The organism is Flavobacterium aestuarii, from assembly GCF_040049115.1.
Classification (GTDB): domain Bacteria; phylum Bacteroidota; class Bacteroidia; order Flavobacteriales; family Flavobacteriaceae; genus Flavobacterium; species Flavobacterium aestuarii.
The window spans coordinates 135,145-161,500 of record NZ_JBDLZZ010000006.1; the positions used below are offsets into that span (position 1 = coordinate 135,145).

At 37.8% G+C, this 26,356-nt stretch carries 15 protein-coding genes; 14 read left to right on the plus strand and 1 reads right to left on the minus strand.

The window, feature by feature from the left end; genetic code table 11:
* The first annotated feature begins 1 nt into the window (after position 1).
* The 5 genes from ABEG11_RS08370 to ABEG11_RS08390 all read left to right on the plus strand — a co-directional run bounded on the left by ABEG11_RS08370 (position 2) and on the right by ABEG11_RS08390 (position 7,091).
* On the plus strand, positions 2 to 1,642 hold the full coding sequence (locus tag ABEG11_RS08370; RefSeq protein ID WP_348823717.1) for a UxaA family hydrolase: 1,641 nt from the start codon (positions 2 to 4) through the stop codon (positions 1,640 to 1,642).
* 138 nt (positions 1,643 to 1,780) lie between these two features.
* Entirely contained in the window at positions 1,781 to 2,545 is a 765-nt protein-coding gene (locus ABEG11_RS08375; protein ID WP_348823718.1) for an SDR family NAD(P)-dependent oxidoreductase, read from the plus strand.
* Between the two features lie 91 nt (positions 2,546 to 2,636).
* Positions 2,637 to 3,488 (plus strand): fumarylacetoacetate hydrolase family protein, encoded by an 852-nt coding sequence (locus ABEG11_RS08380; RefSeq protein ID WP_348823719.1) that lies wholly within the window; start codon positions 2,637 to 2,639, stop codon positions 3,486 to 3,488.
* A gap of 106 nt (positions 3,489 to 3,594) precedes the next feature.
* Entirely contained in the window at positions 3,595 to 4,422 is an 828-nt protein-coding gene (locus ABEG11_RS08385) for an amidohydrolase family protein (protein ID WP_348823720.1), read from the plus strand.
* 239 nt (positions 4,423 to 4,661) lie between these two features.
* Positions 4,662 to 7,091 (plus strand): T9SS type A sorting domain-containing protein, encoded by a 2,430-nt coding sequence (locus ABEG11_RS08390; RefSeq protein WP_348823721.1) that lies wholly within the window; start codon positions 4,662 to 4,664, stop codon positions 7,089 to 7,091.
* A gap of 149 nt (positions 7,092 to 7,240) precedes the next feature.
* On the opposite strand, the gene ABEG11_RS08395 is transcribed toward ABEG11_RS08390, so the two are convergent.
* Positions 7,241 to 7,960: an NUDIX hydrolase gene (locus ABEG11_RS08395; RefSeq protein ID WP_348823722.1), complete on the minus strand. Its 720-nt coding sequence runs from the start codon at positions 7,958 to 7,960 to the stop codon at positions 7,241 to 7,243.
* A gap of 390 nt (positions 7,961 to 8,350) precedes the next feature.
* Between ABEG11_RS08395 and ABEG11_RS08400 the strand changes: the two genes are divergently transcribed.
* The 9 genes from ABEG11_RS08400 to ABEG11_RS08440 all read left to right on the plus strand — a co-directional run bounded on the left by ABEG11_RS08400 (position 8,351) and on the right by ABEG11_RS08440 (position 26,356).
* The gene (locus tag ABEG11_RS08400) at positions 8,351 to 9,844 is read left to right on the plus strand and encodes a xylulokinase (RefSeq protein WP_348823723.1); all 1,494 of its coding nucleotides are present in this window, start codon (positions 8,351 to 8,353) and stop codon (positions 9,842 to 9,844) included.
* A gap of 2 nt (positions 9,845 to 9,846) precedes the next feature.
* The gene (xylA, locus tag ABEG11_RS08405) at positions 9,847 to 11,172 is read left to right on the plus strand and encodes a xylose isomerase (RefSeq protein WP_348823724.1); all 1,326 of its coding nucleotides are present in this window, start codon (positions 9,847 to 9,849) and stop codon (positions 11,170 to 11,172) included.
* A gap of 48 nt (positions 11,173 to 11,220) precedes the next feature.
* Complete coding sequence (locus tag ABEG11_RS08410) at positions 11,221 to 14,322, plus strand: SusC/RagA family TonB-linked outer membrane protein (RefSeq protein WP_348823725.1); 3,102 nt, start codon at positions 11,221 to 11,223, stop codon at positions 14,320 to 14,322.
* Between the two features lie 12 nt (positions 14,323 to 14,334).
* A complete protein-coding gene (locus tag ABEG11_RS08415) occupies positions 14,335 to 15,918 on the plus strand; it encodes a RagB/SusD family nutrient uptake outer membrane protein (protein ID WP_348823726.1) in 1,584 nt (527 codons plus the stop codon).
* Between the two features lie 24 nt (positions 15,919 to 15,942).
* Positions 15,943 to 16,824 (plus strand): hypothetical protein, encoded by an 882-nt coding sequence (locus ABEG11_RS08420; protein WP_348823727.1) that lies wholly within the window; start codon positions 15,943 to 15,945, stop codon positions 16,822 to 16,824.
* 247 nt (positions 16,825 to 17,071) lie between these two features.
* Positions 17,072 to 19,555 carry a glycoside hydrolase family 2 TIM barrel-domain containing protein gene (locus ABEG11_RS08425; RefSeq protein ID WP_348823728.1) on the plus strand — a complete coding sequence of 828 codons (2,484 nt, stop codon included), beginning with the start codon at positions 17,072 to 17,074 and terminating at the stop codon, positions 19,553 to 19,555.
* Between the two features lie 30 nt (positions 19,556 to 19,585).
* Positions 19,586 to 21,985, plus strand: coding sequence for a glycoside hydrolase family 31 protein (locus ABEG11_RS08430; protein WP_348823729.1), 2,400 nt, complete (start codon positions 19,586 to 19,588; stop codon positions 21,983 to 21,985).
* 85 nt (positions 21,986 to 22,070) lie between these two features.
* A complete protein-coding gene (locus ABEG11_RS08435) occupies positions 22,071 to 24,077 on the plus strand; it encodes a glycoside hydrolase family 97 protein (protein WP_348823730.1) in 2,007 nt (668 codons plus the stop codon).
* A gap of 119 nt (positions 24,078 to 24,196) precedes the next feature.
* Complete coding sequence (locus ABEG11_RS08440) at positions 24,197 to 26,356, plus strand: glycoside hydrolase family 3 C-terminal domain-containing protein (protein ID WP_348823731.1); 2,160 nt, start codon at positions 24,197 to 24,199, stop codon at positions 26,354 to 26,356.

Here is a 26,356-nt window from a genome sequence, read left to right on the forward strand (position 1 = left end):
AATGAAAAGATCAGTTGTAAAAATGCATCCAAAGGATAACGTTCTGGTGGCATTAACAGATTTGCAAAAAGGTGAAACAGTTGTTTTCGAATCTGAAACATATATTTTGACAGAAATAATTAAGGCGAAGCATAAGTTTTATACAACTGATCTGCCTGTTGGTGTCCAAGTGATTATGTATGGAGTTTTGGTTGGAAAAGTACAATGTGATGTAAACAGAGGAAGTTTGATGACTACTGAAAATCTTAAGCACGCAGCAGAACCGTATCGATATAAAGAAAGCAGTTTTTCATGGCAGGCTCCAGATGTTTCTAAATATAGAGACAAGACATTCAAAGGATATAAAAGGAAAGATGGCCGAGTGGGAACAGCAAATTACTGGCTGTTTGTACCGACTGTTTTTTGTGAAAATCGAAATTTAGATGTCATCCGAGAAGCATTGCATAACGAACTGGGTTATTCTGTGAGTGATAAATATACGCAGTTCACGCATCAGTTATTGAAAAGCTATCAAAGCGGAGAGGATATAAATGCCGTGGATTTGCAGCTGATACCAGCCAATACTGCAAATCGTGTTTTTAAAAATGTTGATGGAATAAAATTCCTGAATCATCAGGGAGGCTGTGGCGGTACACGCCAGGATGCTGCAACGCTGAGTGCCTTATTGGCTTCGTATGCAAATCATCCTAATGTGGGCGGGATTACGGTATTGAGTTTAGGCTGTCAGCATCTGCAGGTGCAGGATTTTTTAAACGATGTCAAAAAACAGAATCCGTCTTTTGATAAGCCGTTGTTCGTTTTTGAACAGCAGCAGACCGAAAGTGAAGAAGTATTGATAGCAAATGCTATCAAAAAAACATTTCAGGGACTCATAGAAATCAATCAATATGAAAGAGAGGAAGCTCCTTTGAGCGAACTCTGCATTGGTGTAAAATGTGGGGGAAGTGACGGCTTTAGCGGTGTTTCTGCAAATCCAGCCGTTGGGTATACTTCGGATCTGGTAGTAGGCTTGGGCGGAAAAATTTTATTGGCAGAATTTCCTGAATTGTGTGGTGCCGAACAGGACTTGATTGACCGCTGTGTTTCAGAAGAGACAGCTCGCAAATTTATAAATCTGATGGAATCTTATGATGCTTTGGCACATAAAGTGGGTTCTGGTTTTCACATGAATCCTTCACCCGGAAATATAAAAGACGGCTTGATTACAGATGCTATCAAGAGTGCGGGCGCTGCCAAAAAAGGAGGCACCTCGCCAGTTGAAGATGTACTCGATTATACCGAATTGGTTACTAAACCTGGATTGAGTCTTGTATGCACGCCAGGAAATGATGTTGAGGCAACTACTGGAAAAGCGGCTTCTGGAGCAACATTGATTCTATTTACTACCGGTTTGGGAACACCTACGGGAAATCCTGTCTGTCCGGTTATAAAAGTGGCCACCAACTCGGCTTTGGCTTCAAAAATGAGTGATATTATCGATATTGACTGCGGTTCAATCATTAGCGGTGAAAAAACTATTGAAGAAATGGGAGAAGAAATTCTGGATTACTGCATAAAAGCGGCCAGTGGGGAAATTATTCCTAAAGCTGTGCAGTTAAATCAGGATGATTTTATTCCTTGGAAAAGGGGAGTGTCGCTGTAATAAAGCTGATTTAAGATTTTTGAATAACGATTTAAGATTTCAGAAGGATTAAACTTCGTGAAATTAATGATCTTTAGGTTCTCTAATGAGAAAATCAAAAATCAAAAATCATTAATCTGAAATCAAAAATTTATTTATATGTTTTCTTTAAAAAATAAAAAAGCAATTATAACAGGCGGAGGAAGCGGTATAGGTAAGGCCATCTCAATATTGTTCGCAAAACATGGTGCCGAAGTGCATATTTTAGAACTTTCGCTGGAAAGTGCCCAGTCTACTGCAGGCGAAATAACTTCAAATGGAGATAAGGTGTTTGTTCATGCCTGTAATGTGGCTAATCAGCAGGAAGTAATCACAGCATTTGAAAAAATCGGGAATATTGATATTCTTGTAAATAATGCAGGGATTGCCCATGTAGGCAGAGTAGATACTACTCCCGAAGCCGATTTTGACCGTGTGATGAATGTTAATGTGAAAGGTGTATACAATTGTCTGTATGCTTCAATTCCACAGTTTAGAAAATCAGGTGGCGGAGTTATTCTTAATTTGGCCTCTATTGCGTGCTGGGTCGGAATCCCGGACAGATTTGCATACTCTACTGCCAAAGGCGCTGTAATGGCAATGACTTTATCAGTAGCCAAGGATTATATTAATGAAAATATCCGCTGTAATTCGATTTCTCCGGCAAGGGTTCATACGCCTTTTGTAGATGGGTTTATCAATAAAAATTATCCGGGTAATGAAGCTGAAATTTTCGAAAAATTATCTAAATCACAGCCTATTGGGCGTATGGGAAAACCTGAAGAGATTGCAATATTGGCATTGTTTCTGTGCAGTGACGAGTCTTCTTTTATCACAGGGTCGGATTATCCTATTGACGGTGGTTTTATTAAATTGAATAATTAAATATAGACGCTAAGAGTCTAAGTTCTAAGCAGCTTGGATTTTTGGTTTAAAAACACAATAACTTAATAAACAGTAATTTAAAAAATAAAAAATGAAACTAATACGATTTGGAGAAGCTGGAAAAGAAAAACCAGGTCTTTTGATTAATGATAAGCGAATAGATGTTTCGTCTATAGTTGACGATTATAATGAAGCTTTTTTTGAAAATAACGGAATTAAGAAATTGCAAGAAGCTTTAAAAAATAACACTTCTTTTCCAGAAGTTAGTGATGCAGTTCGATTGGGTTCTCCAGTTGCGAGACCATCAAAAATCATCTGTATTGGACTTAATTATGTAGATCATTGTGAAGAAACTGGAGCTGCTATTCCAGACGAGCCTATTATCTTTTTTAAATCGACTACTTCCTTATGTGGTCCTGATGATAATCTGGTAATCCCAAAAGACAGCAAAAAAACAGATTGGGAAGTGGAGCTGGCTTTTGTAGTGGGCAAAAAAGCAAGTTATGTACCGGAAGCTGATGCTTTGGATTATGTGGCTGGGTATTGCCTGCTTAATGATTATAGCGAAAGAGCCTATCAGCTGGAGCGTGGCGGACAATGGGCAAAAGGAAAAGGAAGTGATACTTTCGCTCCTCTTGGACCTGTTTTGGCTACACCAGACGAGGTTGGAGATGTGAATAATTTATCTATGTGGCTAACAGTAAACGGCAAAAAATATCAAAACAGCAATACTTCGAACCTGATTTTTAAGATTCCATTTTTAGTGCATTACTTAAGTCAGTTCATGACGCTGCTGCCAGGCGATGTTATTAGTACAGGAACCCCTCCAGGAGTTGGTTTGGGGATAAAGCCAGAACCGGTATATGTAAAAGCTGGTGATGTAATTGAATTAGGAATTGAAGGATTAGGCACTAGTAAACAGTTAGCTGTTGCTTATTCTTAAAAGATAAGAACGTAAATCAGCTTGTTATCTGCACAGACCTGGCAGGTTTTTAAATCTGTCAGGTCTAATTTCACACAGAAATAGCCCAATTTAAAAAACTGAACCAGTGAAAATCGACAGTCATATTCATTTTTGGAAATACCATCCCCTGAAAGAAGCGTGGATTACTGATGAAATGAAAGTGATTCAGCGTGATTTCCTGCCTCAAGATATTGTTTCAGTTTTTAAGGCTAATGCTATCGATGGCTGTATTGCTGTGCAGGCTGATCAAAGCGAAGATGAAACTCATTTTTTACTGCAGCTGGCTGATGAAAATGATTTTATAAAAGGTGTAGTAGGCTGGGTTGATTTGAAAGCGCTAAATCTCGAAGAACGGCTGCAATATTTTTCCCAGTTTAAAAAATTGAAAGGTTTCAGGCATATAGTCGAAGCAGAATCAGATGCTGATTTTTTATTGAATATAGATTTTTGTAACGGCATAAGTAAGCTGGCTCAATATAATTTTACGTATGATATTCTTGTTGCTGCTTCCCAGCTGCAGACAGCTGCAGTATTTGCAGAAAAATTTCCAGAACAGGCATTTGTTATTGATCATTTGGCAAAGCCAAATATTAAACAAGCTGATTTTCTGGTTTGGGAAAAGCATATAAAAGAGATTGCATTGCTGCCCAATGTGCATTGCAAAGTCTCAGGACTGGTTACCCAAGCCGATTGGAATCATTGGAAAAAAGAAGATTTCACCTTTTGTTTGAATGCTGTAACTGCTGCCTTTGGAATGGAGCGCCTGTTCTTTGGCAGTGATTGGCCAGTAAGTTTATTGGCTGCTTCTTATAATCAATCTGCCTCAATTCTTAGAGATTATTACAGCCGTTTTCCATTAATACAACAGCAGGCTTTTTGGGGCGAAAATGCTGCACTTTTCTATAATCTATAACTTTTATGCACCATATTCACATTTGTTTAAAGTCTATTAATTTTGATAATTCAATAGGATATTATCAAAAATTAACAAGTTGTTTTAAAATTAACAATCCTTTTTTTGTGAATATAAAAAAATGTATGTATACTTGTAGTCAGTTTAACCATAAGAAAAATAATTTCTCTTTAAAATTGTTTTTTGAGCGGATACCAAGATGAAATTTTGTAAAAAATTTAATTTTTTAATTAATTAAAATGAAGAAAAACTACTTTTTAGTATTGATGCTTTTTTCTGCAGTTTTAGGAATTCAGGCACAGGCAGTGTGGAAGAACGTGCAGATTGGAGGAACGGGTTTTGTAACAGGTATTGTTGCCAGTAAGACAGAAGCAGATTTAAAATATGCCCGAACAGATGTTGGCGGAGCCTATAGATGGAATAAAATAAGTGGAACGTGGATTCCTTTACTGGACTGGACAAGCGTTAATCAGACAGGTTATCAAGGCGTAGAATCTTTAGCAATAGACCCGCAAAATAATGATGTTGTGTATATATTAGCAGGTACTGATTATTTTAACAATGGCAGAACAGCTGTTTTAAAATCAACTGATAGAGGAAATACTTTTACCGAAACTATTGTTACCTCACAATTTAAAGCACATGGCAACGGAATGGGGCGTTCTAATGGAGAACGTTTGGCCGTAGATCCTAATAATTCGAACGTACTCTTTTGCGGAACAAGACGTAACGGATTGTTTAAAAGTACTGATGGTGGTTCAACTTGGACAAAAAACAGCGCGTTTCCAGTGACTGCTACTGCTAATGATAATGGGATCTGTTTTGTAATTTTTGATCCAAATACCGCTTCGGGCGGCACTACACAGACAATTTATGCGGGAGTTTCCAGAACAGGAGCTTCAAATCTGTATAAAAGTATCGATGGAGGTGCTTCATGGACAGCGGTTACCAATAGTACAACTGCTTATATGCCACAGCGCGCGGTACTTGATTCCAATGGAACATTGTTAATTACTTATGCAGATAAAGAAGGACCTTGGAATCCAGGCAGTGGACAAATTTGGAAATTAAATTCGACAGGTACATTAACTAACATAACGCCTGCAGGTATTGCTAAGCCTTTTGGAGGTATTGATGTTGATCCTGCAAATCCTTTGAGAATTGTAGCTTCAACTATGAATACTTATTTGCTGCAATACACACCATCTGGTGGTTCCGGAGTTTATGGTGACCGCTTTTTTTTAAGTACCGATGGAGGGGCGACTTGGAAAGATCTGGTTGGGACATCAGGAATTAAAATGATGGACAATGGCTGTACTTGGATTTCTGGATCGTCGGCCTCGATTCATTGGGCAGGAGATATTAAATTTAATCCATTCAATACTGCACAGGCCAGTGTTGTTTCTGGTAATGGTATTTTTACTTGTGATGATGTAAATGCTGTACAGACAACTTGGAAATTTGATGCAAAAGGCCAAGAGGAAAGTGTGCCTTATGATTTAATAAGTATACCGTCGGGTCCTGCTTTGAGCGTTATTGCCGACTATGATGGATTCAAGCACACCGATGTTTCGGTTTATGCATCGCAGTATGTTCCCACTATGGGATCGTCCACAGGAATTGCTTATGCAGCAGGCAATACAAACAAATTAGTCAGGCTGGGAGATAAAATGTATTATTCTTCAGATCAGGGAACAACCTGGACCATGACTGCAGCTACGCTTCAAGGCAGTAAAGGCAGTGTTGCATTATCTTATGACGGTACAAAAATTCTGCATTGTCCTGAAAATGCCAACGCATTATACCGTACTGCCGATAATGGGGCAACTTGGACAGCTTCTACGGGTGTAAGCTTTAATACTGTTCCAGTCTCGGATCCAGTCACTAATAATAAGTTTTATGTTTATAATTCAGGTAACGGGGATTTGATGGTAAGTACCAATGGTGGTTCCAGTTTTACTAAAGCGGGCAGTGCCGGTTCAGGAGGGTCAAAAATAATACGTTCGGTACCAGGAAAGGCTGGCCATCTCTGGATTGCAAAAAATAATGGAGGACTGATCCGTACTATCGATGGCGGAGTAACTTATACTACACCATCAGCTGCAGTAACTGCTGCATCAGCGGTTGGAATTGGAAAAGCTGCTCCAAATGCAAATTATCCAGCAATTTATATTTGGGGAACTGTAAGCGGAGTGACTGGGGTTTTCCGTTCGATTGATCAAGGTATGACTTGGGAAAGGGTCAATGATGATCTGCATCAATATGGCGGTACTGGCAACGGAAATTTCATAGTGGGTGATATGAATGTCTATGGGCGCGTGTATATGAGTACCGTAGGCAGGGGGATTGTTTATGGTGATAGCGATCCAACTTTAGGCATTGAAGATAATGGAAATAATCAAATTAATAATGAATTAGGAATCAGTATTAAACCGAACCCTGCTAACGATTATCTGCAGATAAAATTGCCCGATAACACTTCAGATAATGAGGTATATGTAACTGTATATGATGTTTTAGGGAGGCTGATGCTTCAAAATACTTATGATGTTCAAAATAATTCAGTAAATGTTATGCTGAATGAAACTTCGAATATTGCAGCAGGAGTTTGTATTGTAAAAGTAAAGACTAGCCAAGGAGTGTTTTCTTCAAAGCTGTTAAAAGAATAATTTCTAATGTTTATTTGGAATGTAAAATAAAAAGAGAGTTTTGGTTAGTTATTGAAAACTCTGACCCGATAGCGTGATTAACTATCGGGTCTTTTTATATACTAGTGATTGTATTACTATAGGTAAGAAACAAAGTTTTATTTTCTAGATCAGAACTCAAAGTTGAAGCCTTTTTGAGTAAGCTTCTCGTAGATTTCGGAGTCAAACTTATAGAGTTTTGCAGCTCTATGGGAAACGTCCTGTTGTTTTTCATCTAGGGCAACCAGCAGTTTCATGTGAAGAATTTTTCTGCGAAAATTGGATTTGTCCATTTCTATTCCTAAAATTTCTTCATAAAGATGCATGAGCTGTAATAAAGTAAATTTTTCTGGCAAGAGGTTGAAGCCTATTGGAGCTTGACGAACCCTGTTGCGAAGATTTTTTAAGCTGTAATCCAGTATTTCATTATGGTCATAAATTAAATCGGGAATCTCGTTAATTTTGTACCATTTGGCATCCGAAGCTGTAAAACCTGCTTTGATATCATAATCTTCTCTTTTTACCAAAGCATAATACCCAATTGTGATGACTCTTCGTAAAGGAAAGCGGTCAGGTTCTCCAAACGCTTTCAGCTGCTCAAGGTATATATTATCCATACCAGTGAGTTCAGCCAATAATCGGTGAGCGGCATCATCAGTACTCTCTTTCTTTTTTATCCAGCCTCCTGGCAGTCCCCATTTTCCTTTACTGATCCCTTCGGCATGTTCTACCAGCAGCACTTCTAATATTCCATTATCAAAACCAAATATAACACAGTCAATAGTAATCGCATTCATGGCAGATTGCTCCGTAGTTTGTATTAAATCCTTATCGATACTTTTCGCGCTCATAGTCATACTGAATTTTTGGGCCAATTTAATGAATTTTTAAGAGTTGTGTTAGGTAAGCTTATAAAATATTGCAAAAGAATTGTGAATAAACTGGATTTTTATTAAAATCTTAGTTCTCTGTTGTTTTTTTTATTCTTCATTGTTAATTAATTGAAAACTAATAGATTTTGATATAGTTACTGCTTTAAAATGCTTTTTAAAGCCTTTTAGGGATACTGTCAAATCAATAATTTTAAAAGTATTTTTTAATAATAATGATAATTTAATTCTAATTTTTTGTTAATATCAAAAATAGGCCGTATACTTGTAGTCAAATTAACCATAACGTTATGGTTTTTTTGACCAAAAGCACGAAAAACAATATTAAGTTACTCATATAATACAACGATTATGCTTTTTTTAGGAATCGATTTAGGGAGCTCATCTATAAAATTATCGGTATTTGATGCCGAGAAAGGGACAACAGTTGCCTCGGTAACAGCTCCTGAATTTGAAATGGATATTATAGCTCCAAAATTTGGCTGGGCCGAGCAGGATCCAAATAAGTGGTGGGAATATGTAAAAAACGGAATCCAGTCTCTTGGTTCTAAACATCACATAGATTTAAAAAGAATTGCAGGAATTGGAATTGCCTATCAGATGCATGGTCTGGTTTTGACCGATGAAAACATAAATCCAGTACGCTCATCTATCATCTGGTGTGATAGCAGGGCAGCAGTTATTGGGAATGAAGTATATGACAGGATGGGGCATGAATTCTGTCAGCAGCAGATTCTAGGAAGCCCTGGAAACTTTACGGCTTCTAAATTAAAATGGGTTCAAACCAATGAACCAGAGATTTTTCAAAAAGCGGTTTACATGATGCTTCCTGGGGATTTCATAGCTGCAAGACTATCAGGAAAAGCACAAATAAGTACTTCGGGCTTATCGGAAGCCGCTTTATGGAATTTCTCCAAAGGAACTTTAGCAGCCGATGTATTGGATGGAATGGAATTACCAGCGGATATGATTCCTGAGATCGTTCCCAATTTTGGATATCAGGCTGCAGTTCATCCAGATGTTGCGTCAATGTTAGGATTAAATTCTGATGTTAAAATCACTTATCGTGCAGGTGATCAGCCTAATAATGCTTTGTCCTTGAATGTTTTGAAACCAGGGGAAATTGCAACTACAGCAGGTACATCGGCAGTAATATATGCTGTAAGCAATCAAGATGCCTATGACAAAGAGAACCGTGTGAATACTTTCTTGCACGTAAATAATACCGAAGCTCAAAAAAACAATGGCGTTTTGTTATGCATCAATGGTTCAGGAATTTTATACCAATGGCTGCGCAAAATTATGTCAGTTGATAGAACAAATTTAATTGCTTATGACGCACTAAACGCCGAAGCGGCAAAAGCAGCTCCAGGAAGCGATGGTTTGCGTTTTTATCCTTTTGGGAATGGTGTAGAACGAATTTTCAATAATAAAAATGTCAATTCTGGCATTCAAAATCTAAATTTTAATATTCATCAATCTGGGCATTTAATACGTTCGGCTTGCGAGGGGATTGTTTTTGCCATGAATTATGGTTTTGATGTAATGAAATCAGTTGGGGCTTCTGGCAAAATTGTGAGAGCTGGAAATGCCAATCTTTTTTTGAGTCCTGTTTTTAGAGAAATTTTCACCAATACTACACAAACTACATTAGAATTATATAACACTTCTGGGCCTGAAGGTGCTGCAAGAGGAGCTGCGTATGGTTTTGGCTATTATGCTTCTTTGGAACAAGCTTTTGAAGGATTAAAATGTATAGAAAGAGTTGAGCCAAATCCGATATTGACTTCTCAGTATCAGGAAATATATCAAGAATGGAAAAATAATATTAAAATAGAATTATAATAATGAGTACAACAACAACACAATCGTATTTTAAAAACATCGATACCATAAAATTTGAAGGTAAGGATAGTACAAATCCTTTAGCGTTTAAATGGTATGATGAAAACCGTGTAGTGGCAGGCAAAACCTTGAAAGAGCATTTACGTTTTTCAATGGCATACTGGCACACATTATGCAATACTGGAGGTGATCCTTTTGGTGCTGGAACTGAAACATTTGAGTGGAACAAAAGCGAAGATGTTATTCAGCGTGCCAAAGATAAAATGGATGCCGCTTTTGAGTTTATGAGCAAACTTGGTATTCCATACTACTGCTTCCACGATATTGATATGGTAGACGATGCGCCTACTTTGGAAGAATTTGAGCAGCGTGTAAAAGCTTTGGTTGCTTACGCAAAAATCAAACAGGAAGAAACGGGAATCAAATTACTATGGGGAACTTCAAATCTATTCAGCAATCCTCGCTATATGAATGGAGCTTCTACAAATCCCAATTTTGATGTCGTGGCTTATGCCGCAGCCCAAGCCAAAATTGCAATTGATGCAACGATTGCTTTAGGTGGCGAAAACTATGTGTTCTGGGGTGGCAGAGAAGGTTATATGAGCCTTTTGAATACTGATATGAAGAGAGAACTGGAACACATGGGACGTTTCTTGACTATCTGCAGAGATTACGCGCGCAAGCAGGGGTTCAAAGGAACTTTTCTTATTGAGCCAAAACCAATGGAACCTATGAAACATCAATATGATTTTGATGCGGCTACAACTTTAGGATTCCTTCATAAACACGGGCTTCAGAATGACTTCAAGCTGAATTTGGAAGTGAATCATGCAACACTTGCGGGACATTCTTTCGAGCATGAATTACAAGTTGCTGTTGATGCTGGAATGTTAGGAAGCATAGATGCAAATCGTGGAGATTACCAAAACGGCTGGGATACAGACCAATTTCCTATAGATGTTTTTGAAATTACCCAATCTATGCTGGTTATTTTAGAAGGCGGTGGAATTCAAGGAGGCGGAATAAACTTTGATGCAAAAGTGCGAAGAAACTCAATCGATATAGAGGATAAATTCATTGCACACATTGCCGGAATGGATGTTTTTGCCAGAGGACTTATCTGTGCCGACCATATATTGAAAAATACAAATTATAAAGAATTACGCAAACAGCGTTACGGATCATTTGACGTAGATAATGGTGCTAAATATGAAAAAGGAGAACTTTCTCTTGAAGATCTTAGTGCTATTGCGCGTGCAAAGGGAGAGCCTCAGCCAATTAGTGGTAAACAAGAATTATTTGAACAGATTATCTCGAATGCATTTTAATTAGATTAAGAACTACTAACAAACAATTTAACCAAATTATTAATTATTATGAAAAGCAATTATTGTACTAAACCAAGAATGCTCCAATTATGCCTGGTGCTTTTGCTTGCTATATTTACGATACAGTCTGGCTTTGCGCAGCAAAAAGCCATTTCTGTAACAGGAAAGGTAACCTCAGCAGCTGATGGCTTGGGTATTCCAGGAACAAATATTATCGTAGAAGGAGGAACGGCCAGTACTTCTACAGATTTTGACGGGACTTTCAAAATTACTGTAAATCCAGATGCTCAGCTAAAATTTACTGTTTTAGGATTTAAAACTCAAAAAATATCAGTAGCAAATCGATCAGTTATTAATGTTTCAATGCAATCAGAAACTTCAGATCTTAAAGAAGTTGTAGTAATAGGATATGGCAGCCAGAAAAAGAAAGTATCTACAGCAGCAACTTCAGTTGTATCTGCCAAAGACATTCAGGCTGTAGCTGTTGGAGATGTTGTAAATGCCTTGCAAGGGCAAACCTCGGGAGTTAATATTACTTCTGTTTCTGGACAGCCAGGAGCAGGAATGGCGATCAACATTCGTGGGGTTGGTACAGTTGGAAACAGTTCACCTTTATATGTTGTAGACGGAGTGCTTGTGGACAATGGTATAGGATATTTAGATCCTTCATCTATTGAGAGGATTGATATTCTTAAAGATGCAGCAGCAGCTTCTATTTATGGAGCTAGAGCGGCCAATGGAGTAGTACTGGTAACCACTAAAAAAGGAAAAGAAGGTAAAATAAATGTTGTTTTGAGCACTTATACAGGGTTTCAGTATGTTGCAAAAAAAATTGACTTATTAAATACTAAAGAATACACTACTATCATTAATGAAGCAAGAGTAAATTCGGGAATGTCTCCACTATATACTCCAGAACAAATTGCTTCTTTCCCAAATCATGACTGGCAAGATGATCTGTTTAATGAGGGGGCGAAAAAACAAAATCATTCGTTAATGATTACAGGAGGTGATAAAAAATCGACTATTGCGACTGGATTATCTTATTATGGTCAAGAAGGACTTATTGGGGGGCAAAACAACCAATCCAAATATGGCCGTACGACTTTTATGGTGAATTCGACTTCCGAACTTATTGAAAATCATTTAAAAGTTGGAGAAAACTTTTCTTACTCTAACATCAAAAGCAATGGTGTTTCTGACCAAGGGATCTATTATAACAGTGTAAGATCATTTTTGAATGCTGCTCCAATAGATGCTGCATATGATGAAAACGGTGACTTTGCACATTCAGTTGTAGCTCCAGACATTAGCAACCCTATAGGATCAATGTATTATAGTAATTTCAATGAGAATAAGATTGACCGTTTTGTAGGGAACTTTTTTGCGGAAGCAAAATTCTTGAAAAACTTTACTTTCCGATCTAGTTTTGGTGTTGATATTACAAATAGTGCATATCGTTCTTATCTTCCAGAATATAGCCTTTCTTCAACCAACAATAATACTGTTTCTAGTGTTACGCAAAGTTCTAATAAAGGAGCGGGCTGGTTATTTGAAAATACTTTGCAATACAAAGCTTCTATAAAAGACATTCATCATTTTGATGTATTAGTTGGAACATCTGCAAAAGAAAATATCTCGGAATACATGAGCGCGACGGGTAAGGAATTGAGCAGAGAAGGATTCAAATACGCTTATCTGAGTAATGCCACAGACAAAATTTCAAGTTCGGTATCAGGAGGACGTAATGATTATAATATGCAGTCTTATTTTGGGCGTTTATTGTATGATTATGACAACAAGTATTTATTCTCGGCTACAGTAAGAAGAGATGGTTCTTCTAATTTCGGGCCAAATAACAAATATGCTATATTCCCATCATTTTCTGCAGGCTGGAATGTGGATAGAGAGAATTTCTTTCCTAAAAATGATGTGTTAACCAATTTAAAAATCAGAGGAAGCTGGGGACAAAATGGTAATGATCAGATTAGAGCATTTTCATATATGTCAACTATAAGTTCTTATGATAAAAATTATCACTTTGGAACGGCGGGTGCTCTAGAGGATGAGAATCTTGTAGTGGGATCCAGCCCAGATAATATTGATAATCCAGATGTAAAATGGGAAACTTCAGAACAATTAGATTTAGGTTTTGATCTTACATTATTCTCTTCACTAACATTTACTTTTGATTATTATAACAAAGAAACCAAAGATTGGTTAGTTCAAGCTTCTATTCCAGATCTTGCTGGAGCAAATGCGCCTTTTATCAATGGAGGGGATATAACTAATAAAGGTATGGAATTTGGTTTAGGATATAAGACAAATTTTGGAAATGATTGGACTTTCTCAGTAAATGGAAATCTTTCGTACAATAAAAATGAGGTTACAAGAATTGCAAATGCTGAAGGAATTATCCATGGTGATACCAATTTATTATTCCAGGGAATAGACGAAATTAACAGAGTTGAGGTAGGACAGCCAATCGGTTATTTCTATGGATTGAAAACAGATGGAATTTTTCAAAATGCCTCTGAAGTTGCTGCAGGAGTACAGCCATATGCGCAACCTGGAGATGTTCGTTTTGTGGATTTAAATGGAGACAAAAAAATTGATGCTAATGACAAAACAAAAATTGGTGATCCGAATCCTGATTTCACATACGGCTTGAATATGGATGTTTCATATAAAGCATTTGATTTCTCTGTTTATACTTATGGAGTATCTGGCAGCCAGAATGTTTTTGGAATTCATGATTATTCTCGTGCTTATAATAATTACACTACCTCTATTTTGAATAGATGGACAACTGAAGGTTCCTCAAATTCAATACCAAGAGTAACGTATGGTACAGATGCTAATGGGAATTATACCAAATTCTCTGACTTATATGTTCAAAATGCAGATTTTTTCAGAATCAAATCGGTTACACTAGGCTGTGATTTAAAAAAACTGATCAATACGCTTGATTTCTTTAGCAAATTCAGACTTTATGTTGCAGCAAATAATTTATTTACGTTCACAAATTACCAAGGTATGGATCCAGAAATTGGTTTCGGAAATTCAAATCAAGGCTGGGCCAAAGGGATTGATGTAGGATACTATCCGCAGCCAAGGACATATATGATGGGTCTAAATGTTAACTTTTAAAAAATGATACTGATGAAAAAATATATAAAGATAGTTGCACTATCAAGCCTTTTTGTATTAGGTGCATGTTCAAGTGATTTTTTGGAAAATGAACCATATACTGAAAAAGTAGCCTCGAATTTTTATAAAACGCCAAAAGATGCATTTGAAGGACTTGTTGCGGTTTATGATGTCTTACAACGTGATGAATATGGCTCCCCATTATTGATTAGTGAACAGGCTTCAGACAATTGCTTTGGAGGATATGGAAATGCTGATGCTCAAAATGATTTGGAATGGGATCGTTTTTTATTCGTTGCAGACAAAGACATGAACAAAAACGCTTGGAAAACGCCTTACCAAGGAATTTACAGAGCAAACATTCTGTTGGCTAATTTAGATAAAGTGGATTGGGGAACCGAGACAGCGCTTAAAACTAAATACGAAGCAGAAGCTAGATTTTTGAGAGCTCATTTTCATTTTCAATTGGCTAAAATGTTTGGTGATGTTGTTGCTGTTGATAAGCAGCTTTCTCCGGATGAATTATACGCTCCAAGAGTATCTCCAGAAGTTACTTACGCATTAATTGCAAATGATCTAAAATTTGCAGCGGATAATCTAGGCAACGATAACTATTCTCAACCAGGAAATCCTAATTACGGACGTATTACAAAATGGGCGGCTGAGGCATACATTGCCAGAACATTTTTGTTCTACACTGATTACTATAAAAAAGCTGATTTGGCTGGCGTTGTAAGCAAAGCACAGGCTGCTGCTTATATAAACGATGCGGTAAATAATAGCGGACATGATTTGGTGCCTAATTTTGCCAACTTATGGCTTGCAGCTTCTCTTGAAAATTTTGTTGGAGAAGGAAACACTGAAATGGTTTGGGCTGTGCGTTACAATAGTTCAGGAAAAGGTGATTGGAATCTTCATGAAGGCAATCGTTTTCAAGTGCTTATTGCACCACGTGGGGGTGCTATAGGACGATATGCAACAGGATGGGGTGGTGCCACTGTTAATGAAAAATTGTATAAAGCTTACGGTGATGGTGATACTCGTAGAGATGCCACAATCATTAATTTTGAAGGAGAAGGTTTAGATTTTGATCCAGATCCAACAGCAAGAGATCAGCGCCAATACACTGGATATGCTTGGAAAAAATATTGCCCAATTACAGACGCAGCCGGAAAAGCTATTGTTGAAATTAAAGGAGGAAATTTCCAGATTGATAACTATCAGGACTTTGCAGTATTTCGTTTTTCAGATATACTGTTAATGGCTGCTGAACTTAATCTGGGTACCAATACGGGGTTTGCCCAAACGTGTTTAGATAGGGTTCGTGATCGTGCATATCAAGATGCGACTCATCGTTTGTCAGTTACCAAAGATGTGATAATGAATGAACGCCGCTTAGAATTCGCACTTGAAGGACAACGTTATTTTGACTTGATCAGACAAGGGATGAATGTAGCCAAAGCTGCTATTGATAATGTTTCTGACGATCCACAGTTTAATGTAACTTTTAGATCAGAAACATTAGGCTGGTTTCCATTGCCTCAATCTCAAGTCACTCTTTCAAACGGTGCTATGACACAAAATCCTGGTTGGTAATTTTAACTAATAAAAAAAGAAACTATGAAACGCATATTATACATACTGATATCAGCAATTACTCTGGGATCACTTTTTTCCTGTGAACCAGTAGAAGACCGTGATAGCCTTCCTGCGATAACATTAACTCCCGAAACTCTTAAATTTTCGGTAGTACAAAATCCGTCAAAGAACAATGAAGTAAAACTGACAAATTTAGATTCTTCGGTTATTCCGTATTGGTCTTGTTCTGATTCTAATGGAGAATTGGCACACTATAATACAGATGAGCAAACTGTTTTCTTCCCATTTGCTGGAAATTATACGGTTAATTTTACTGCTTTTACGCGAGGAGGTGCAGTTTATGCCAAGCCTGTAAATGTAAAAGTTGATCATAATGATTCAAGTTATTTTTCAGATCCAAAATGGAATTTACTTACTAATGGAACAGCAGGAAAAACATGGATTATCAATTTTGTAACAGAAAGCCCTTTTGCTTTCGTACCGGCTGAATATGTTAATACAACAGTTGGTGGTGGGAGCTGGTCTTGGTTTCCAGGAAGTGTAAATGACGTATCATGGTCAGGAATTGAAGTTAAGGATTGGGGGGAAGTAACATTTGATCTTAACGGAGGTTACAATGTTTCGGTTACTCAAACTTCTTTAACAACAGGAAGTCATGAACAAACTACAACCAAAGGAACTTATACTTTTCAAAGAACAGACGATTTTACAAATGATCGTTTGATGCTTAATGGTGGAATTCAAATGTTGCATACTAATGCATATTACAATGAAACAATGTCAGGATTCTCTTTTTCGGATGTTAGATTATTGGAGCTTACTGCAACTTCATTACGTTATGCAATTATTCGTAATGATGGTGTTCAAGTCGTTATGAATTTGGTTCCAAAAACTGCAAATTAGGTCATTTGTAGTATTAAAACATTGAGGTTAATAAAAGTTTTTTGGATTTTGGAAACGGGTTTAATATCAAGAGCTTGTGCATACACTGCTCTTGATAATATTCCCTAGATAGCGGGAACCAGTTTTTAAAGTAGAAAGAATCTGAAAACTGTAATGAAAAATTATAATGTATCGATAAGTGGTTGTTATTTAAACACTTATCGGTACATTTATATTACTTTAAAAAAATATTTATAATTTAGTAAAAATGAAATATCTAAGCACTTTTATTCAAACTTTAATGCTGCTGGCAATTACAATTCTGGCAGTGTCATGCAATAGAAATGATACTGGCTTCGGTTCCAGAAAAATTTCTTTCAATTCGGATTGGAGTTTTCATTTAAACGACAGTTTAAAAGATAATGATACAATTGGCAGTGCTACAGTTTGGAGAACCTTAAATGTACCTCATGATTGGAGCATTGAAGGTAAATTTGATGAAAAAAGCCCTGCTGGATATGGAGGAGGCGCTCTTGATGGAGGATTGGGATGGTACAAAAAGACATTTAAAGTTGCTTTAGAAAATAAAGAAAAAATCACGTCAATTGTTTTTGACGGCGTTTACAGAAACAGCCAGGTCTGGATAAACGGGCATTATCTTGGCAAACGCCCAAATGGTTATATTGGCTTTCAATACGACCTTTCTCCTTATTTAAATTACGGAGATAAAACCAATGAAATTATTGTTAAGGTTGACAATTCAAAACAACCCAATTCACGATGGTATTCCGGTTCTGGAATATTTAGAAACGTATGGCTGGAAACAACTGATAAATTACATGTTGAGCAATGGGGAACATATATTACAACCCCGAAAGTTACTGCCGAAAAAGCTTCGGTAAATTTGGAAACTACGATTAAAAATCAATATTCAGTTTCAAAAAATGCGATAGTAACAACTACTATTTTTAAAGAAGACACCAAAGTAGCATCTGTTACTCAGAATATAGCAATAGCTGGAAATGCGAGCCAAATCATTAAACAGGAAACTCAAGTGGAGTCACCAGTTTTATGGTCTGTCGAAAAACCAGAATTGTACACAGCAGTTACCGAAATTACTGTTGATGATAAAATTATCGATCAATACAAAACCAGTTTTGGAATCAGAGATTTTAAGTTTGACTTGAACAAAGGTTTTATTTTAAACGGAAAACAAGTCAAAATCAAAGGAGTCTGCCTGCATCACGATTTAGGGCCATTGGGGTCGGCAGTCAATACGCGCGCTATCGAACGCCAGCTGGAAATCATGAAGGAAATGGGTGTAAACGGCATCAGAACCTCACATAATCCTCCAGCACCAGAGCTATTGGATCTATGTGATAAAATGGGTTTCATTGTCATGGATGAAGCTTTTGATATGTGGAAGCAAACCAAAACCAAATACGATTATGGCAATGATTGGGATCAATGGCATAAAAAAGATTTAATCGATCAATTGCTTCGTGACCGCAATCATCCAAGCATTTTTGTGTGGAGCATTGGTAACGAAATTCCAGAACAATGGAATGCTGAAATAGGAGTAGCAATTGCCAAAGAGTTAGCAGCTATTACACGTCAATATGATAAGACGCGTCCACTTACAGCAGCAATGAATCCTCCTGTAAATATGAATATTGATGCAGTGACTCTGCAATTTGATAAGGCTAAAACCTATTTCAATGTAATAGCGGCCTCTGGTGTTTTAGATCTGATAGGTTACAATTATGCACATCAAACGTATGAACACCATCAGAAAAATTTTCCAAATACTCCTTTCATTGCAACCGAAACTACTTCGGGCTTGCAGACTCGCGGGTATTATGACACTAAATCGGATACTATAAAAAAATGGCCAGTACGCTGGGATATTAAATTTACAGAAGGAAATCCTGATAATACCGTTTCGGCTTACGATCAGGTACAGACTCCTTGGGGATCTACGCACGAGGCTACTTGGAAAGTAATTAAAAAATACGATTTTCTATCCGGAATGTACATCTGGACTGGATTCGATTATATTGGAGAGCCAACTCCGTATGAGTGGCCATCTATCAGTTCTTATTTTGGGATTGTAGATTTGGCTGGTTTCCCAAAAGATGTGTATTATATGTACCAAAGCGAATGGACAGACAAGACAGTTCTTCATATTTTTCCACATTGGAATTGGAAAGCAGGACAAAATGTTGATGTCTGGGCATACTATAATAATGCCGATGAGGTTGAGCTTTTCTTAAACGGAAAATCAGTAGGCATTCGAAGTAAAAAAGGAGATGATTTACATGTAATGTGGAGAATTCCTTTTCGGGCAGGAACTTTAAAAGCAGTTTCCCGTAAAAACGGAAAAACAGTTTTAGAATCTGAAATAAAAACTGCCGGTACTCCATCAGCCTTACAATTAACGGCAGACAGAAGTACAATTAAAGCTGATGGAAATGATCTGTCGTTTGTAACAGCTGATATTGTAGATGCAAATGGAACTTTGGCGCCAACAGCTAATAATGAAATTAGTTTTTCGGTTACTGGAAATGGAAAAATTGTGGGAGTCTGCAGTGGTGATCCTGTAAGCCACGAATCGTACAAAGGTTCAAAACACACTGCCCTTAACGGAAAATGTTTAGTTGTCGTTCAGTCTGATGCTAAAGGCGGTAGAATAGAATTAACAGCCAAGGCCAATGGTTTGAAACAAAAAACAATTGTAATTACAGCAGAATAAATATTTAACTAATAACCAAAAATAAACACAATGAAGAAAATACAGTTAGCTTCCTTATCGCTTTTTATGGGCTTTGGTTTGCTGCTTTCGCCAAAAGCTTCAGCACAAATTCAAAACGCAGATGTGTTGAATGCACCAATAGACATTAGCAAGGACTTTCAGAATTATCTGAATACCTTTTATTTTGCAGATGAATTAACCAATTTCGATCCTGCAACAGGAAAAGGAACTATTAAATATTTGCGTTACAATTACCAGACTCGTCAGGCTTTCAACAATATGATGATGAAACCAGGAGTGGTTCCTGCCAATGAATTTCCAACTACAGAATACGAAGTTTCACCTGAACTTCCTTTCCAGATTCAGTTTGTGTCGGATCGTTCTATCCGCATCAAAATCACTTCGGGACCTCAGTTCCATCCAGAAAAAGAGTCACTGATGTTGATTAACGGAACTGCTCCGAATCATCCAGAATTATGGAAATCTTCTAAAATTGAAGGCGGATATAAATACACGAGCAAGCACGGTTCTGTAGAAATTTTATCAAAACCATGGCACGTAAAAATTTATGATGAAAAAGGAAAACTGCTTACCAGCACACTTCACGATTCTGATTTTAAAAACACCTATACACCAACACTTCCGTTTTCGTATGTGCGCAGAAACAGCGATTATTCCAGAAGTATGGGAGCGGCTTTCAGCTTAGAGCCAGACGAAAAAATCTTTGGCTGCGGGGAGTCTTTCACCCAATTCAACAAAAGAGGACAGAAAGTAGTTTTATGGACAGATGATGCCAATGGTATCCAGAACGAAACGATGTACAAACCGGTTCCGTTTTATATGAGCAGCCGCGGTTACGGCGTTTTCATGCACCATTCTACGCCGATCACAGTAGATTTTGGACGGTATTTTAACAGTGCCAATGAAATGTATATTGGTGATGACGAAGCCGATTTGTTTTTCTTTATTGGTGAACCAAAAGAAATTCTGGACGAATATACAAACCTGACTGGAAAAGCTGCAATGCCTCCGCTTTGGTCATTTGGTTTCTGGATGAGCCGTATCACTTATTTCTCCGAAAAAGAAGGACGCCAAGTTGCCAAAGACTTACGTGCTTACAAAATCCCGACCGATGTGATTCACTTCGATACTGGCTGGTTTGATGTAGACTGGAGAAACAATTATGAGTTTGCAAAATCCCGTTTCCCTGATGCTCAAAAAATGATGTCAGATTTGAAAGACGACGGTTACCATGTGTGTTTATGGCAATTACCCTATTTTACTCCAAAAAATACTTTGTTCAATGAAATCATGGACAAAAATCTGGCAGTGAGAGACCGCAAAGGAAATCTTCCGTACGAAGATGCAGTGCTGGATTTCTCGAATCCTGAGACAATTACGTGGTACCAGGGAAAATTAAAAAAATTATTTGATCAGGGAGTTTCAGTTTTCAAAGTAGATTTTGGTGAAGCAGCACCGCCGGAAGGAATTTATCATTCTGGCCGTACAGGTTTCTACGAGCATAATTTATACCCATTGCGTTACAACAAAGCCGTTGCCGAAATTACTCAAAAAGAAAAAGGCTATACTTTAATCTGGGCTAGAAGTACCTGGGCAGGAAGCCAGCGTTATCCATTGCATTGGGGCGGTGATGCCGAAACAAGCAACGGAGCAATGTCTGCCGAATTAAGAGGCGGGCTTTCATTAGGCTTAAGCGGGTTCAGTTTCTGGAGTCATGATGTGGGAGGATTTGCTACTAAATCTCCTGAAAATTTATACAGAAGATGGGCTCCGTTCGGAATGTTTACTTCACACGTGAGAAGCCATGGAGAACCTCCGCGCGAACCTTGGTTATACAGCAAAGACTTTTTGGAAACTTTCAGAAAAGCTGATAACATGCGTTACGAGTTAATGCCTTACATCTATGCTCAGGCAAAAGAAAGTTCTCAAAAAGGACTGCCGATGATGCGCGCTTTGTTCTTGGAATATCCAAACGATCCAGGGGCTTGGTTAGTAGATAATGAGTATTTATTTGGATCAAGTATGTTAGTAGCTCCTTTATTTGAAGAAGTTACAGAGAGAGACGTTTACCTTCCAGAAGGAACCTGGATTGATTACCAAACCAAAAAAGTTTACCAAGGAGGATGGCATAAAATTCAGGCAGGCGAAGTGCCAATCGTAGTTTTAGTAAAAGACGGTACTGCACTTCCTCATATTGGATTGGCTCAGTCTACCAAAGATATGGATTGGAGCAAATTAACTTTAAAAGTATATGCATCTGATGCGGCAAAAGCGGCTGAAGCCAAAGTGTTCCTGCCAGATGGCGATGCAGTACAGACAATTATAGTTTCTAAAAAAGGAAACAATTTTGAAACAGCATCAAATCCATTACAAGGAAAAACCACTTTCAAAACGGAGTGGGTAAAATAATTTAAGTTGAGTTTTGTTAGATTGAAAATCGGGGGCAGGTTAGTCATTCCCCCGATTAAAAAAAATACAATTAAAAAATAATACCATGTTAAAAAAAATAATACTTCCAGCATTTTTAGCAGCATTGACTGTAGTAGGTACAGCTCAGGCTCAAAAAAGCAAATCCTATGAGCTGGCTTCTCCAAAGGGCATAAACAAAATTAAATTCAGCCTTGATAAAACGGCTCCGAAATATGAAGTGTCTCACGGAAAAACTCAAGTGATTACACCATCGGATATGGGATTTATACTAAAAAACAATGATGACTTCAGTACTGATTTTGAGGTGGTTGATGTAAAAAACAGCACTTTTGACGAGACTTGGGAACAAGTGTGGGGAGAAAAGAAAAAAATCAGGAATCACTACAATCAAATGGTGGTGATGCTGCAGCAGAAAAATGCAGAAAAACGCAAACTGGAGATTCAGTTCCGTGCTTATGATGATGGAATTGCTTTCAGATATGTATATCCAAAGCAGGGGACGAAAGACAGTATTTTTATCATGGATGAAAAAACAACTTTCAACCTGAAAGAAGAAGGAAAAGCCTGGTGGATTCCGGCTTATAAGGAAAATCGCTATGAGTATTTATATCAAAATTCGAGTATAAATGCAATTGACACAGTTCATACGCCATTAACAATCGAAAGCAAAAGCGGATTGAAACTTAGTTTTCACGAAGCAAACCTTATTGATTATGCCAGTACAACATTGGTAAACAGCACAGGAACACAACTGAAAACTGACTTAGTTCCTTGGGCAGATGGTGTAAAAGTAAGAGTAAAAGATACCTTTACTTCTTCCTGGAGAACACTTCAGATTGGCGAAAAATCAGGCGACTTGATAGAATCCTATCTGATTCTAAATTTAAATGAACCTAACAAAATGGGTAATCCTTCGTATGTAAAACCATATAAATACTTCGGGATCTGGTGGGCAATGCACATAGGGAAATATACTTTCTGGGAAGGCGAAAAACAAGGAGCTACCACGGCACATGCCAAAGAATATATTGATTTTACTGCCAAAGAAGGCTTACATCATTTATTAATCGAAGGCTGGAACAAAGGCTGGACACAGCAATGGTACGAAAACCACATGCACATGTTCAGTTTCACGCAATGTGCTGATAATTTCGACATAGAAAAAGTTGTTGAATACGGAAAAGAGAAAGGGGTTGAACTTATCGGGTACCATGAAACAGGTTCGAACCTGATTAACTACATGAAACAGATTGATGCAGGTTTTGCCTTGTACAAAAAATTAGGAATCCACACCGTAAAAATTGGCCACGTAGGTTCTAAACTAAACATGAAAGAATGGCATCACGGACAATTCGGGGTGAATTATTTCAGATATGTTTTGCAAAAAGCTGCCGAATATGAGTTAGCCGTTTTCTATCACGAACCAATAAAAGACACTGGAGAACGCAGAACTTATCCAAATATGCTAGCCAGAGAAGCAGCAAGAGGACAGGAATATAATGCCTGGAGTGAAGGAAATCCGCCAAGTCACGTAGTAATTCTTCCGTTTACAAGAATGCTGTCTGGACCAATGGAATATACGCCTGGAGTTCTAGATGTAGAAATCAAACAAGGATATCCTGGAAAAAGAGTTCACGGAACTACGGCACAGCAATTAGCGATGTATGTAACATTCTATTCGCCAATTCAAATGTTAGCCGACCTTCCGGAAAACTATGCAGTGCCAGCCTATCAGTTCTTGAAAGACGTTCCTGCCGATTGGTCAGATACAAAAGTATTAAATGCCGAAATTGGTGAATACCTTACCACCGTTCGTAAAGATCAAAACAGTGAAGACTGGTATTTGGGAAGTATGACTAACGAAAAAGCAAGAGATTTAAAAATTTCTTTGTCATTCTTAGATCCAAAAGCAACCTACGAAGCACAAATTTATGCTGATGCCGAAGGAACAGACGAAACACACAACCCAACTGCTGTAGCAATTTCGAAGAAAACTGTAAAAGCTTCAGATTCTATGGAATTGCGTTTAGGAGGTGCTGGAGGGACAGCAATTAGATTCAAAAAACTTTAGTACCACAAACCTAACAGGTTTTTAAAACCTGTTAGGTTTAAACACATTTTTAATAAACTTTAAGAATTATTGATTGTCTGCTGTTGCATTAACAAGCAGTTGCAATTTTAATTTTAAAAATGAAAAAAACCGTAACATATATTTTTTTTCTATTGTCTGTTGTGTCTGTTTTGGCACAAAAAAAACAGCAGTACGCTTTTCAGAATCCGAATTTGGATACTGAAAAGCGTATTGATAACCTATTGTCATTAATGACTCTAGAGGTAAAAATAGCAGTATTAAGTACTAATCCTTCCGTTCCCAGACTGGGAGTTGTGGGTACTGGTCATGTCGAAGGATTACATGGCTTGGCTCTTGGGGGGCCGGCCAAATGGGGAGGAAAAGACAAAGAGCCAATTACAACAACCACTTTTCCGCAGGCATATGGTCTGGGCGAAACCTGGGACACGGATTTGATTCAAAAAGTGGCACAGATCGAAGGATATGAAGCACGCTTTGCATTTCAAAAATACCAGCGCGGAGGCCTGGTAATCCGGGCTCCAAACGCTGATATAGCAAGAGACCCACGCTGGGGACGTACCGAAGAAAGTTATGGTGAAGACGCTTTTTTTAACGGAACAATGACTGTAGCTTTTGTAAAAGGCCTTCAGGGGAATCATCCAAAATACTGGCAGTCGGCTGCGTTGATGAAACATTTTCTGGCCAACAGCAATGAAGATGGCAGAACCTATACATCATCCAATTTTGACGAAAGGCTCTGGAGAGAATATTATTCAGTTCCTTTCAGGATGGGTGTTGAGGAAGGCGGTTCACGTGCTTTCATGGCTTCCTATAACAAAGTAAACGGCATTCCTGCCACGGTACATCCAATGCTGAAAGAGATTTCGCAGAAAGAGTGGGGACAAAACGGAATCATCTGTACCGATGGAGGTGCTTTCAGATTATTGCTTTCGGATCATAAATATTATCCCGATCAATACTTGGGTGCTGCGGCTGCAGTAAAAGCAGGAATCAATCAGTTTTTGGACGATTATGAAGAAGCTGTTAACGGCGCTGTTGCTAAAGGATATTTAACAGAAAAAGATATAGATAAAGAAATCCGGGGCAATTTTCGGGTAATGATAAAACTAGGAATGCTCGATGCTTCTGATGAAAATCCGTATGCAAAAATTGGCAAAGAACAAGACACAATTGATCCGTGGAAAACAGAAGCTCATAAAAAAATCGCTTTAGAGACCACTCAAAAATCGATTGTGTTGCTTAAAAATGATTCTAAATTTTTGCCTTTAAAAAAAGATAAAATAAAAACCCTTGCCATAATTGGAACCCGAGCCGATCAGGTGCTTTTGGACTGGTACAGCGGGACACCGCCTTATACAGTAACACCTTTGCAGGGAATTAAAAATAAATTAGGCGCAAACGCAGAGATTTTATACGCCAAGAATAATGCTGATGGCAAAGCGGCAGAAATTGCCAAAAAAGCTGATGCAGTTATTGTAATCGTTGGCAATCACCCCGTTTGTAACGCTGGCTGGGCAGATTGTCCTGTGCCAAGTGAGGGCAAGGAGGCTGTCGATCGCCAGTCATTGACATTGGAACAGGAAGACTTAATCAAAATTGTGTATCAGGCTAATCCTAAAACGGTGGTTGCCTTAATCAGCAGTTTCCCGTATGCGATTAATTGGACACAGGAGCACGTTCCAGCCATTGTACACATGACGCAAAACAGCCAGGAATTGGGAACAGCACTTGCCGATGTACTTTTTGGGGATTATAATCCAGCTGGCCGCTTAACGCAGACCTGGGTAAAGGATATTACAGATTTGCCTGATTTATTGGATTACAATATCCGCAACGGAAGAACGTATCAGTATTTCAAAGGAAAGCCACTGTATGCTTTTGGTTATGGTTTGAGTTACACTGATTTTAATTATAATTCATTGAAAACCAATTCAGAAACTATCAGTAATAATGACGAAATAAAAGTTACGGTTTCAATCACAAATTCAGGAGACAAAGACGGAGACGAAGTGGTTCAGTTGTATGTTAAGCATTTGAATTCAAAAGTGGAACGTCCAGAAAAAGAGCTGAGAGCATTTCAACGGGTATTTTTTAAAGCGGGAGAAACCAAAGAGGTTTTATTAAAGGTTAAAGCCAAAGATTTACAATATTGGAATGTTGGAAAACAGCAATTTGAATTAGAAATAAATACTGTCGAATTACAGATAGGATCAGCTTCGGATACAATTCATTTTAGCAAAAAAATAAATATAAAATAG